At 62.8% G+C, this 13,980-nt stretch carries 8 protein-coding genes; 1 reads left to right on the plus strand and 7 read right to left on the minus strand.

Annotation, left to right across the window (positions count from 1 at the left end; genetic code table 11):
* Positions 1-143: 143 nt before the first annotated feature.
* Positions 144-1,130, plus strand: coding sequence for a PoNi-like cognate immunity protein (locus tag BTO02_RS05180; RefSeq protein WP_075156125.1), 987 nt, complete (start codon positions 144-146; stop codon positions 1,128-1,130).
* Between the two features lie 14 nt (positions 1,131-1,144).
* On the opposite strand, the gene BTO02_RS05185 is transcribed toward BTO02_RS05180, so the two are convergent.
* The 7 genes from BTO02_RS05185 to BTO02_RS05215 form a co-directional block, all read right to left on the minus strand.
* Positions 1,145-2,533, minus strand: a complete 1,389-nt coding sequence (locus tag BTO02_RS05185) for a tetratricopeptide repeat protein (RefSeq protein ID WP_075156126.1) — start codon at positions 2,531-2,533, stop codon at positions 1,145-1,147.
* Positions 2,526-4,346, minus strand: a complete 1,821-nt coding sequence (locus BTO02_RS05190; RefSeq protein ID WP_075156127.1) for a tetratricopeptide repeat-containing sulfotransferase family protein — start codon at positions 4,344-4,346, stop codon at positions 2,526-2,528. The genes BTO02_RS05185 and BTO02_RS05190 overlap by 8 nt, the downstream gene beginning before the upstream one ends.
* A gap of 46 nt (positions 4,347-4,392) precedes the next feature.
* On the minus strand, positions 4,393-9,222 hold the full coding sequence (locus BTO02_RS05195; protein ID WP_075156128.1) for an autotransporter domain-containing protein: 4,830 nt from the start codon (positions 9,220-9,222) through the stop codon (positions 4,393-4,395).
* An 826-nt stretch (positions 9,223-10,048) separates the two neighbouring features.
* On the minus strand, positions 10,049-10,684 hold the full coding sequence (locus tag BTO02_RS05200; protein ID WP_075156129.1) for a riboflavin synthase: 636 nt from the start codon (positions 10,682-10,684) through the stop codon (positions 10,049-10,051).
* 16 nt (positions 10,685-10,700) lie between these two features.
* The gene (ribD, locus tag BTO02_RS05205; RefSeq protein ID WP_075156130.1) at positions 10,701-11,822 is read right to left on the minus strand and encodes a bifunctional diaminohydroxyphosphoribosylaminopyrimidine deaminase/5-amino-6-(5-phosphoribosylamino)uracil reductase RibD; all 1,122 of its coding nucleotides are present in this window, start codon (positions 11,820-11,822) and stop codon (positions 10,701-10,703) included.
* Positions 11,823-11,832: 10 nt separating this feature from the next.
* Positions 11,833-13,116: a glutamate-1-semialdehyde 2,1-aminomutase gene (hemL, locus tag BTO02_RS05210; RefSeq protein ID WP_075156131.1), complete on the minus strand. Its 1,284-nt coding sequence runs from the start codon at positions 13,114-13,116 to the stop codon at positions 11,833-11,835.
* A gap of 277 nt (positions 13,117-13,393) precedes the next feature.
* Complete coding sequence (locus tag BTO02_RS05215; protein ID WP_075156132.1) at positions 13,394-13,870, minus strand: hypothetical protein; 477 nt, start codon at positions 13,868-13,870, stop codon at positions 13,394-13,396.
* Positions 13,871-13,980: the final 110 nt, after the last annotated feature.

Genomic DNA, 13,980 nt, shown 5'->3' on the forward strand with positions numbered 1-13,980 from the left:
AGAAGTGAATGGCAAGGTTACGAGCATTACCAAGCTCGACGAGAGCGGTAAAGCATTGCAGGATGCGGCGGGAAAGCCTGTTACGGTGCCTGTGAATTGAACGACTCTGATAGGAAACCCACACGAAAGGAACAGCTACCAAAATGAGTGAAGCATTCGACAAACTGAGGCGTGAGCCTTTGCTTCCAGAGCATCACTACCGAGAAAAATTGGAGTACAAGGAAGGCCGGTTAGTGAAGCTTGAGCAGATGCTTGCTGCTCCAGAAAAATTCCCTGGACACAAGCGAGGTCTATCTTGGGACAGGGGCACTATATCGTTAGAAATTCTGATTGCCCGCTATTCAGCCGGTGAAGCCGTGGCTTCACTCAAAGATGACTTGACCCGCTGCATGGAATTGTTCAAGTCCCACTATGAATCATATCCAGACTACGGACGACTGCGCCTTTGGGAGCCTGACGCCTACCAATACGTAATGTGGCTGCTATCGCTGGCGGTGCTGCTCGGCCTGAGGGAATGGGTGCCGGTCATCGCGACGTGGATTAGCACTGAATCCGAGGACGGCCAGGACGTGTTGGTGAGCCGCCTGTTTGGCCGCCTGGGCATTTCCCTGCCGGGTGATTCGCTGATCCACGAGAAGCCCTACGCCGACCTGTTGCGCGCAACAGAAACGCAAGATGAGGCACAGCAACAGGCAATGGCCGACTACCTGAAGCGCTGGTATGGCGGCATGAAGGATTGCTACTGGTACGACCGCCACAAGCGTCTCGAAGCGGGCTTTTTCGGGTATTGGGCGTTCGAGGCCGGGCTGGTGACGCTGCTTTGGAACATCGACGACCGCAGCTATCGCGACATGCGTTTTTATCCGAAGGATCTGTTGCACTTCGCGAGCGAGCAGGTAACGGTCCCGCACGATGAAGTGCAGAAGCCGCATATCTCGCGAAAGACCGGCGAGCGCTGCCCCTACGCGGGCCGCTGGGGCGTGCTCGAATCGCCGGGCGCGTTCGTGCAGGAGCGCATGTTCAAGGAGGGCGACGTGTTCCCCGAAGGCATTGGCCGCGAGCGAATCGAAGGGCCTGTCACGTGGATCGTGATGTCCCGCGAGGACGGCGGACCGACCCGCGAAGCGTGAGCGAATGATGGTCGTCAGACTGTAACCCTCAGTGCATCGGCCACCTGCTCGACCACCCCCTGCCAATGCCCCGGTCTACGTTGGCGGCACAGCGTCACACTCGGGTACCAGGGTGTATCGCTGCGCGTCATCAACCAGCGCCAGTCGGGCGCGTAAGGCAGCATCAGGAAAACCGGCACACCCATCGCACCGGCCAGATGCGCGACGGCGGTATCGACTGTAACTAACTGTTCGATATTCGCGAGAATCGCCATCGTATCGTTGAAGTCGCGGATTTCGGCGCCAAGATTGAACAGGGGTGCCGCGCCGAAGTAGCGGCCAATTTCCGCTTGCGTCGGACCCATCTGCAACGAAATAAACGCCACCCGTTCGAGCTTCGCTAGCGCCTCCAGTTGTTGCAGATGCATCGATCGGTTGAAGTCATTGCCATGCGTGGGCCGTCCCGCCCACACCAGACCGATGCGGCGGTACCCTGCCGGCACCAGTGCGTCGATTCTCGCGCGCCACTGCGATACCCATTGCGGATCAGCGTGCAGATAACGGGGCGCCGCGGGAATCGTTTCAACCCGTGTACCGAAGCAGTGTGGCAACCCTGAGAGCGGACAATAAGCGTCGAATGCGGGCACGTCGTCCCATCGATCGACACAGCGGGCGATACCTGCGTGCTGCGCGACGATAGGCTGCATGTCGCGGCTGCATGCAACCACCACGGTCGAGCACCGCTTCGCAACCTCGGGGATATACCGGCTGAACTGAATCGTGTCTCCAAATCCCTGATCGCCGATCAACAGCAGCGTGCCACCGGGCATCGGCTTGCCGTCCCAAAGCGGCCGATCATTCGAGGGCAGCAGGCTCGGAGAATGGGCCATCGAAAAGCGCCATTCATATTCGCGCCAGCCCTCTTCGAACTGGCCGCTCACCAACAACGCCTCAGCCAGTTCGAAATGCGCGGCGGCTATCGTGTTATCGAGCAGCAACGCGCGACGCAGGCTACCGATAGCCTGCTCGATCTCGAGGCAATCGTATTGAATCACGCCAAGGTTGTAATAGCCGTGCGCATCTTCGGGCGCAAGACTGACCGAGCGCGACGCATACTCGTGCGCCTCGTCGAGCCTCGATTCGAGGCGATAGAGCTCGGCGATGTTGCGATAAAAAACCGGCTGATCGGGCTGCAGGCGCAGTGCCTGTTCCATGCGGCCAAGCGCCTCCCGCACACGCCCCCGCTTGTGTGAGACGATTCCGGCCTGATGATGCGCGATCGCGCTTTCGGGCATTGCCTCGAGCAGCTGTGCAAGAACCTGTTCGGCCTCGTCGAGCCTGCCGGCCTGCTCATGCGCGGCGGCCTCGGCCAATCCAGCTTCGAGGGCACGCTGGCCCGCCCCAGTCTGAGTGAAGCTATTCATCGATCGTATAGCCGAGACGTTCGATCATCGGCTCAAGAACAGGAATAACAGGCGCGAGATGTTTGAGGTAATGCCGGTAGCGAAAACGCGAACGGCTATAAAGCTTCTCGGTTACCTGCGCATAACTGGCTGTGCGTGCATAGCGGCGGTTTTCGTGAAAATTCAGGCAACGCTGGTCAAACTCGACGCCGACGAAATCCAGCATGCGCTTTACGTTGGATTCCTGATCATGTATCACATCTTCGTAGCGCACCGTCATCACCTTGAGCGCCATCTCGGTGCGATAGTGTTCGACCAGTTCCGCAATCCGCACATAGTGTCGCGCAGCCGTCTCCAGGGCATTCGCGCAATAGAACCCATGCGTCAAATGATTCGAGAATAACGACAGCACGACGTCTAGCGGATGCCGCAGCATATAGATAACCGGCGCATCGGGAAACAGCAGCGCGATCAGACCAAGATGCGTTTCGTTGAGCGGCATCTTGTCGGTGAACCACACCGCGTCCGTTTCCGCGAGCCGGCGTTGGCGCACGCGCTGCAGGTAGTAATCGCGCAGATTGTCGAGCCCTTCACGCTGATCGCCCATCCAGAGATCGGCCAGCGCCTCCGGATAGGCCAAAGGGCTGTTCAGCATGCGCGGCATCAGCTCGGTTAGCTCATTGATAAAGGGCAGCTCGTCGCCGGCCGAGATCTTCGGATGCGCCGACAGGATCTGCTCTGCCATGGTCGTGCCGGAACGCGGAAAGCCGAGAATAAAGACCGGCCGTGGTCCGCTTCGCACCGGCGCCGCACGCGGCACGATGCGCAGACGGCCGGCGGTGAAATAACGCTTGAGGCGCTCGGTCAGGTCGTTGGCATGATCGTCAAGATAGGCCTGACCGCCCTGTTCGAGATGCATGCGTTTGCCTTCGGCGAACGCGGCAAATGCTTCGTCGAAACGCCCCATCTTGTCGAGCAGACGTCCTTTTTCCAGCCACTCTTCAGTGCCGAGACCGCCGCTTTCGCGCTCGAGCCGCTCCAGCATCGAGAGCGCGGCGTCGTATTCTTTTGTCCTCGCGAGCAGAATCGCGCGGTGCAGCAGAACGCTCGGGTTACCGGGCGCAAGCCGCTGCGCTTCGTCGAGCAGCGCGTGGGCACGCGCGAACTCGCGGTCCGATTCCTCCATACGCGCCCAGCCCAGCCAGGTTTGCAGAATGGTGGAATCGAGCGCGACCGACTCCTCGTAGAGCGCCCGCGCTTCAGCGATCTTCCCCTGGTTCCTGAGGTTCCACGCAAGATTGGCGAGCAGGATGGGCGGGCGCTCGTTCGTTAGCTCGAGCGCGCGGCGGTAGTGATATTCGCCGACCTGCGGCCGGTTCGCCTCGGTCAAAACCATTCCCATCAGGTTATGCGACTGCGGGTCGGTCGGCGCAATACGCACCGCGTTGCGCGCGTGCACTTCGGCATCGGCGAGTTTACGCCTGGCAAACAGCGCGAGCGTCAGTTCGTGCGTCGCCCAGACATTGTTCGGGTTGAACGTCACGAGGCGGCGCACGAGCATCTCGGCGGCCGTAATCACGCCCTGCGCCTTGCGGATCTGATACAGCACCGCGAGCGCGCCGCCCTGCGACGGCGCCAGTTCGAGCACTTCGAGGCAACGCTTTTCAGCCTGCGCGAGATCGTTACGCGCGTGAAGCGCGATGGCCTCGTCGACCAGCGGCAGCAAATGCCGGCTCGCCTCGGGCGGCCCCAGCGAGGCCTGATCGAGCGCGCAGCAACGCAGCGCGCGCAGACCGCTCCCGCAAGAACAGCGTGTCGTGGCGGAATAATTCATCGATAACCTGCCTGAGCTCACGCGAAGTACGATCTGGCGCGTGAGATTACCAGACGTAGCGGAAGCTTCCCGTCACCGCATTGCTGCTTCCCGTACCCGAAAAATAGCCGTCGTAGTGCAGATTGAGACTTCCGCCCGCGGACACGCGGGTCGACAACCCGACCGCGACCATCGCGCTATTGCCCGGCACCCGCGCTCCTGCCACCGTAAACGCCGTCGAAGGCAGGCCCGCGAAATACGCGGTGGAATTGCGGTCGGTCGGCGCGAATTCGTGAGACCAGCCCACCTGCAGGCTGCTCGCGACGAGCCAGCGGCTGACCGGAACATCCGCGGCAAGGCGCGCTCCGAGCGTGCTCTTCACCGAACTCTTCGACTGATTCTGCGTGGACAGATCGAGCGCGCCCGCGCCGCTTTCCGTGAATGCGTTTTGCCACACGGTCCCGAAGCTGAGCCCCGCGAAGGGCGTCAACGTCAGCGTCCGGTTCAGCGGCAAACGATACCCGGCCTCGATGCCACCCAATACTTCGGTAGACGAAACGTCGGCGTGCGCCTGGGCCGGCGCGCCTGGCAACGAGGCATCACGCGATGTCGAGCCGTTGCCGACGGCCACGCCGAGCATGCCTTCGAGATAGACCGGCCCCTTCGTATAGTCGCTATAGACGCCGACCTGCGTATAGTTGACGTCGCCGGCGCCGCCGCCGTTATCGAGGCTGTACGCGGCGGACCCATAGCCCACCGCAAGGCCCACGCGCAGCGCAGGGTTCACCTTGTAGTCGGCGCCGACGGCCGCACCCGTCACGCTTTCGCTCAAGCCGTGCGTATTGCCGTCGCCGTCGAGGTGGCCCATCTGTCCGTAGCCGGCCGCCCAGATCCCCCACGGCAAGGACAGATTGGCCCACGGATTGGTAACCGGCGCGCCGTTCAGGCTCGCCAGCTGTTGACGTCCGCCCGCCGCCGCGGCGTCGCGGCCGGCCGCGCTCGCACTGTCACCTAGCCGCGCGAGAATCGCCTGCTGCTGGAACTGACTGACGAACTGTTCGCCGGCCATCAGCGCAATGGTCGGCAGGCTCGCGAAATTTTCTCCGGACAGCCGGTCGAGCGAAGCGCGCACTTGCGCCGCCGACATCTGGTCGAGACCGGTGAGCGTCGCCGCAAACGCGGCCGGATTCGCCGCCACTGCCTTGTCGAGCGCGAACGCCGTCGCGCTCTGGTTCGGCGTGCCACCTCCCAGGGGCGTGGAAGTCGCCGTCGAAACCGGCAGTTGACCAAACGTGACGACCACATCGTTCGGATCGTAAGTCAGGTCGGGCGCAAGCAGCGCGTTGCCGAACGTTACCTGCCCGAAGACGCCGCTCACGCCGCTGCTTGCCGTCAGGATCGTGTAGCGCGTACCGGCGACCGTGAACGAGCCAGTCGGGACGAGCGCAAGCGTGCCCGCGAGCGCGGCGCTGCCGTCGATCGCGAATGTCGATGCGTTGCCATTGCCGCCCAGCGCCACCTGCAGCGTCGCGCCCGACAACTGCGTGAAATTGCCGGTCAGCTGCAACGGCGTCGTGAGCGTCCCCGCCTGAAACAGGCCCGCATTGGTCACCGTCGCGATGGCCCAGTTACCGCTCGCGATCCAGCTCGCGCCGCTCGCGATCCCGAGACCGCTGCCGGCGCCGAAATGGGTGACGGCATTCGTCAGCGTGCCCGAGCCCGTCAAGGTGATCTGACCCGCGCCGCCGCCGCCGTCGATATCGCCGTTGAGCACCGAGCCGGTGCCAAGCGTCAGGCTGTTCGCGCCCGCGTCGAACTGCACGGCGATACCGCCGCTGCCGCTGATCGTGCCGCTGTTGGCAAGCGTCGCGCCGGTGCCCGTGAACACCGCGCCGGTCACGCCGCCGATCGTGCCGCTGTTGTTGACCACCGCGCCGCTGCCGAGCGCGGCCCCAGCGATCGCATCGTCGAGGATCGTACCGGCATTGTTTACCGTGCTGCCCGTGCCGACCTGAATGCCGTACTGGCCGCCTTGAATTAGCGCATGCGCCGCGTTGGTCAGCACGCCGGGGCCCGTCATCTGGACGCCTGTGCCGGCCGTGCCGATGATCGTGCCGGTATTCGTAATCGACCCGCTGCCGGTAATGCCGTTCGTATCGCCCGTGATCCGGCCGTTATTGACCACGCTCGCGCTGTTGCCAAGCGACCCGGCGCCATTGATCGTGCCGTTGTTGGTGAGCGCACCCGCATTGGCGAACGAGCCATTGTTGGTCAGCACACCGATATTGGTCAGGCTGCCGTTGTTGGTCAGCGTGCCGCTATTGGTCAGGCCGCCGCTGTTGCTGAACGAACCGTTGTTGATCAGCACGCTGCTGTTGATGAACGTGCCCTCGCTCGTGAGCGTCCCGCTGTTGATCGACGCCGCAGCGGTCGTGATGGTGCCGGGATTGTCCAGCACGCCGCCGCCTACCACGTTGAGCGCACCCGACATCGTGCCTTGGTTGACGACCGACGCGCCGCTCGCGATCGTCGGATTGACCACGGAGGTCGTGGTGTCGAGCGTCGATGTGCCGCTGAACTCCGTGTTCTGGAACCCGACGATCTGCGCATCGGAAAGATGGCCCGTTCCCTCGATCAGCAGCGTGTTGTTGCCGTTGGTGCCGTCCGCGATGCCGCTCAGCACGCCGCCGCTTTCGACAATCAGTACGTTCGTGCCGCCGCTGAATTTGACGGCCGTGCCGCCCGCGCCGTCGATCGTCCCGACGTTATCGATGGTGCCCGACGCGCCCGTTTCGAACAGCACGCCGATACCGTTCGCGCCGGTCGCCTTGATCGTGCCGGTGTTGGTGATCTGCGTGTTGCCGCCGGTCGCGATAACGCCATAGCTGGTGCCCGAAATCAGCCCGCTATTGTTGACGCTGCCGCCGGCCCCGAGGCTGATGCCGGCGCCGCTTGCTGCACTGATCGTGCCGCCGTTGGTGATCGTGCCGGCCCCGCCTTGAACGGCGATGCCGCCGGTCGCACCCGATATCGTCGAAGCGGTGCCCGAATTGACGACGCTGCCGCCGCCAGCGAGCAGCACACCCTCTTGCGCCGTACCCGTAATCGTACCGGCGTTGTTGATCGTGGCGACTGCGTCGAAAGCGACGCCGAGTGCACCGGAGACCGACGCCGAACTATTGGTGTTCGTGAAGCTGCCGCCGGCGGTCAGGAACGCGACTCCATGTCCCGCTCCGGTCCCGCCCCTGATGGTCCCATCGTTGAAGACATCGCCGCTGCCTTTGACGATGACTCCATCGGTCGAACCCGAGACAGTGGACCACGTACCCGAATTTGTCACCGTGCCGCCGGCGCCGAGATAGATGCCGCGCGCCGCCGTGCCCTTAATCGTGCCCTGGTTGATGACGGTGCTGGCCTGGCCGAAAACATCGACCCCGTCCATACCGCCTGTGATCTGCGAGGCCGTACCGTTGTTCGTCACGATGCCTCCGGCCTGCAGCGCAACGCCGGCATTTCCGCTGCCCGTAATGATGCCGTCGTTGGTGATGGTGACGGGACCGTTCGCGCTGCCGTAGACCGCGTCGGTCGCGGACGATATCGTTGCACCCGCCGCGTTGGTCAGCGTTGCGCCATTGCCCGGCGTTCCCGCGTTGCTGAGCGTGACTGCGCCCGCGACCAGCCCGATATTGGTCAAGCTGCCGCTCACTGTCACAGCGCCGGTGGTGGTATTCGCGAGCGTCCCGGCATTAACCAGCGTTCCGGTATCGAGCAGCGTTCCCGTGTTGGTCAGGGTTCCAGAGTTGACCAGCGTGCCCGTGCTTGTCAGCGTTCCAGAGTTGACCAGCGTGCCCGTGCTGGTCAGCGTTCCGCTGTTGGTCAGCGACACGCCCGTACCGATCGTGTTGCTGTTGCTGAAGGTCCAGCTGGCGCCCGCGTCGATATCGACGGTGCCGAAGTTCACAAAGCCGCTGGACCCGAGTCCTGTAAAGGTTCCCGCGCCCGTGCCAGCCGCGAACTCCAGCGTATTGTCGCCGCCGCCGCCGTCGACTACACCGAAAAAACTCGCGCCTGGTTTGATCTGCAGCACATCGTTGCCGCTGCCGAATTGAATGGCCGTGGTGGCGCCGCTGATCGTCCCGCTATTCGTGATCTGCGTGTCGCCGCCCGTCACCAGCACCCCAGCGGAAACGCCCGAAATAACCCCGCTGTTGCCGATACTGCCGCCGCCGGCCAGTTCGATGCCGGCGCCAGCGCTGGCGCTGATCATGCCGCTGTTGACGACGGTGCCGCTGCCGTTGATGTCGACCCCGCTCGTGGCCCCGGAGATATTCGCCCGAGTGCCCGAGTTCATGACCTGGCTACCGGCTCCCAGATTGACGCCGGCCGCCAACTGGCCGGAGATCGACCCCTGGTTGATCACGGTGCCGGGTTGTCCCGAGATGTTCACCCCGTTCTCATCGCCGACGATCTGGGAGGCCGTGCCCGAGTTCGTGATCACGCCGCCGCTCAGGAACTGCACGCCGTCGGCGGCGACACTCTTGATCAGGCCGAGGTTGGTGATCGTCCATTGCGTGCCGCTCGGGCCATAGACGGCGGTCGCATTGTTGGTGATCGTCGTACCGGTTGAAAAAATAAAGGTCTGAGTACCGTAGCCCGCGAGATTGATACGGCCGTAGAAATTGCCGGCGAAAGTGACCTGAGCGTGGCTGACATTGGGCAGCGTCACGCCAAGCGTCACGCCGATCGGCAGCGTCAGCGCCTTGATCCAGCCGCCAGCGGTTGCACGGCCCGGTAACGGATCGCCGGCAGCGTCACGCCGGCGCGGCGCGGTGCAAGACAAGGTCGCCTGGTCCGCCTGGTCCGCCTGGTCCTTTTGGCCCCTCGATTTCGCGCTCATTTATTGTTCGTCACTTTTCAGTAGTGCTCGTGTGCAAGCCGCGCTTCCCGCCTTGGGTCGAACCGCAGGCCGCCGCTGCGCAAAGGCCGCGTGGCTAAAGCGAGTATTCGGGAAACGGCAAGAACCTGTGCGACGGCCGTCGACGCCGTTAGAGATAGCCCCGTGTTGAAGCCCCGTTTTGCAGCCCTTAGCTTTCAACTTCTGTTCTGCAGCCAGTCCAGCTTGCTTTTTTAGTTCTCTAAGCATGCCTGCATTCGCGCAGCATGGTACCGAAGCAAAATTCGGATTGTCAATGTTCCCGGTGATCACGACGCGATCGTCGGTTCCTGTGGCGGAAGCGGCTCATATGCCCGGGAGCATGCAATCGACGCCGGTCTGCTTTCAGACTGTTTGCCGACACACGAATGTCCAGATCGGGTTCGCGGTGGATGTCGCATGTTGGCCGATCGCTGTCTCATGCAACTGGCATGAGTCGAGCGTGGTCCGCGTGATCTTGATCGGCGGCGGGCCTGTTTCTGCCAGACGAGTCGTCAGAAATTGCCTTCCGTGGTCAAAGAATTCGAAGCTTCCGGACGCATCCGAGCTAGAAAGTGTGCAAAACTTCGTGCGATATCTGCCTTGATCTGTCTCCACGCCTCACCGCCGATCCCAACACTGACGCGGCAGGCAGCTGAATTCGGTGCGTTGAAGAGGCCGCATTCTGGAGGCGTGACGGTATACGAACCGCAGAAAACGGCCGTATACCATCAGAAATACCGTCAGAAACTCGTAGCTGTAGCGGGGTTTAGCGAGACGACGGTAGACAGTGGAAAAGCCAAAAACCGAATTACTTCGACGCGTTATAGCCGTCCTGAGACGCCCCGAGCATCCGCTCCACATACCGCGCAATCAAATCAATCTCCAGATTGACCTTAGCGCCTTCCTGAAGATGCTTAAGCGTCGTCACCTGCACGGTATGCGGAATCAGGTTGATCGAAAACTCACACCCATCTTCGCGGTCGCTAACGGAGTTGACCGTCAGGCTCACCCCATTCACTGTAATGGAGCCTTTATACGCGAGATAACGCCCAATCTCCCTGGTCGCAAGCACACGCAACTCATGCGACTCCCCCACAGGCGCAAACCGCGTCACCGTCCCCATCCCATCGACATGCCCCGACACGATATGTCCGCCAAGCCGGTCATGCGCCCTTAACGCCTTCTCAAGATTCACCTCACCGGTCTGCGAAAGCCCCGACGTCAAATTCAAACTCTCGCGCGACACATCAACATCAAACGAATGATCAGTCTTCCCGATCACCGTCATGCACGCACCCTGAATCGCAATACTGTCGCCGAGCTGCACATCCTCGAGATCGAGCGCACCCGCTTCGACCGTCAACCGCACACCCGCTTCCGGCTCGTGACCAAGCGGCGTGATCGAGGCAATACGGCCGACGGCCGCGACGATTCCTGTAAACATCGTTGACGTTTCCTGTTCAGTGCAAAGGCGGCGGCGGCACAAGCCGCGCAAGAATACGAATGTCAGTGCCGATCCGATCAACCGATTGATACTCGAGCTGCACGCGCTTATCAAGCGATGCCGGCGCAACAAGGTTAAACATGCTCATCGAATCCGAACCAAGCAAACTCGGCGCAAGATAAACGAGCAGTTCATCGACACACCCTTCGCGCAGCAGCGAGCCATTGAGCTTGTATCCCGCTTCCACATGCAGCTCGTTCACGCCGCGTTCCGCGAGCTCTTTCAACATAGCCGGCAGATCGACCTTGCCGTTCTCATTCGGTAGCGCCACGATCTCCGCGCCGCGATCGCGCAACGCAGCAGCGCGCGCTTCGAGCCGCTCGTCGAGATGGCCGCAAATAATCAGCGTCGGCGCGCCCGCCAGAATGTGCGCTTCAGGCGGCACGTCGAGCCGGCTATCGATCAACACGCGCTTTGGCTGGCGCGGTGTATCCACGGCACGCACCGTCATACGCGGGTTGTCTTCGCGAATCGTGCCGATGCCGGTCAGAATCGCCGATGCGCGCGCACGCCACGCATGGCCGTCCGCACGCGCAGCCTCGCTGGTAATCCACTGGCTCTCGCCGGAAGGCAAACCGGTGCGGCCGTCGAGCGACGCCGCCACTTTCATGCGCACCCACGGACGGTTGCGCGTCATGCGCGACACAAAGCCGATATTGAGCTCGCGCGCTTCATTCGCAAGCAACTCGCAGCGCACTTCGATACCGGCATCGCGCAGCATCGACAAACCACGCCCCGACACGAGCGGATTCGGGTCTTCCATCGCCGCGACCACGCGCGCAACCTTCGCTTCGATCAGCGCATTCGCGCACGGCGGCGTGCGGCCGAAATGACTGCACGGTTCGAGCGTCACATAGACGGTTGCACCGCGCAGTTCGTGACCACGCGCGCGCGCATCCTTCATCGCGCGAATTTCCGCATGATCCTGGCCGGCCGGCTGCGTAAAGCCTTCGCCGATCACCGCGCCGTCCTTTACGATCACGCAGCCCACGCGCGGATTCGGATCGGTCGTGTACATGCCGCGCGCCGCAAGCAAAAGCGCGCGCTCCATATGAACGAAATCGGTTTGCGAGAACATCGGTGTCCTGTTACGCGTTCAACGCTGCAAATGCCTTGCGTGCAATTTCGACGGTCGTGTCAATCACCGCATCGTCGTGCGCGCTCGACACGAACCCCGCCTCATACGCGGACGGCGCAAAGTACACGCCCGCATCGAGCATCTTATGGAAGAACGCATTGAAGCGCGGCACGTCGCAATGCGAAATCTCCGCGAAGCTGCGCGGAATCGCATCGGTGAAGTAAAGACCGAACATGCCGCCGATCGAATCGGCCGCGAACGGCACCTTCGCCGCGCGCGCTGCCTCGGTCATGCCGCCGACAAGACGCGCGGTCTGCCGCGCGAGCTTGTCGTAGAAGCCGGGCGCCTGAATCAGTTGCAGCGTCTTCAAACCCGCCGCAACCGCGATCGGATTGCCCGACAGCGTGCCCGCCTGGTAGACGCCGCCGAGCGGCGCGAGATGCGCCATGATGTCGCGCCGTCCGCCGAATGCGGCTGCGGGCATGCCGCCGCCGATCACCTTGCCCAGGCACGTGAGGTCCGGCGTAATGCCGTACACCTGCTGCGCGCCGCCGAGCGCGACGCGGAACCCGCACATCACTTCGTCGAAAATCAGCACCGAGCCGTATTCGCTCGTCAGACGCCGCAGCGCCTGCAAAAACTCCGGCGTGGCGCGTACGAGGTTCATATTGCCCGCCACGGGCTCGACGATCACCGATGCGATCTCGTTGCCGAACGCCGCGAACGCCTCTTCGAGCGCCTCGACGCTGTTGTACTCGAGCACGGTCGTATGTTTCGCGATATCCACGGGCACGCCCGCCGACGTCGGATTGCCGAACGTCAGCAGCCCCGAGCCGGCCTTCACGAGCAGGCTATCCGCATGACCGTGATAGCAGCCCTCGAACTTGACGATGCGGCTGCGGTTCGTAAAACCGCGCGCCAGACGCAGCGCGCTCATTGTCGCTTCCGTGCCGCTCGACACCATGCGCACCTGTTCGATCGACGGCATCAGCTTGCAGATTTCCTCGGCGATTTCGATTTCGGCCTCAGTCGGCGCGCCGAACGAAAAGCCATCGACAAGCACGCGCTGTACCGCTTCGAGCACTTCCGGATGCACGTGGCCAACGATCATCGGCCCCCATGAGCCGATGTAGTCGATATAGCGCTGGCCGTCGGCGTCCCAGAAGTACGGGCCTTGCGCGCGCTCGATAAAGCGCGGCGTGCCGCCGACCGACCGGAACGCGCGCACGGGCGAATTGACGCCGCCGGGGATGGTCTGTTGTGCGCGTTCGAAGAGAGCTTGGTTCCTGGACATGGCTTGGGCCTGCGTAATGTGATTGCAGCGGTGATTGCAGCGGTAATTGCAGCGCTAGTTTCAGCCGCAGTTCGAGCGGGTAGTGCGGATGCTGCGCGCTGGTGCACAGGGCGCGCAACGGCACCCGTGGCGCCGCGATCAGAGCCGGCGGGCGGCTTGCCTTGTGTTGCGGGCGGGCCGCGGCGGCTGAATGGTCTCGTGAAATTGTACCGGAGTCGCGGCGGATCGGCCCGTGGCCGGATGGCGCGGGGGCGGGCGGAGGCGCGCGGTTTGCCGGCTATTTGCGGTTTTTTCCGGCTGCGAGCGCCGGCCGGATCCGCGCGCCCGTCAATTCCTTCCACCGCTTCTCGAGCGCGCCTTCCACCATCGGCTTGATCGACGTGCCCGAACTCTGCGCATCCCACGTCTGCACCGAAAACGGATGCGTGCGCAATGCGTCGCGCGGAATCACCACCTCTTCGCGCGCATCGACGAGCCAGTCGTAGACGAAATCGATACACAACCGATAGCCGCGTTTGCTCGCCGCATCGGGCACCTCATACGGCGCGCGCGTCACATAGCCCGAAGCGAACAGCCCCTTCGGCTCCTGCGCGACGCGATGCACGAACACGCGATCGCCGGGCATGATGCCGCGCGCGACGCCGCAACCCCAGACGTCGGCAACCGCTTCGCCCGCGGCGACCCGTTTTGCCATATCGGGCAATTCGGGCCAAGGCCACTTCCTGGGGCTCCAGATCAGCAGAAAAGCGGTCATAACGGTTTCAGTCGACAAATTGCATCGGTTAAAGCGGGCAGCTTAACCGAAAGCACCGTCGCAGGCCGACCGCGCATTCCCCCAATAACGCCTCGGCTGCAAGCGAAGTG

The organism is Paraburkholderia sp. SOS3 (genome assembly GCF_001922345.1).
In the GTDB taxonomy this organism is placed as follows: domain Bacteria; phylum Pseudomonadota; class Gammaproteobacteria; order Burkholderiales; family Burkholderiaceae; genus Paraburkholderia.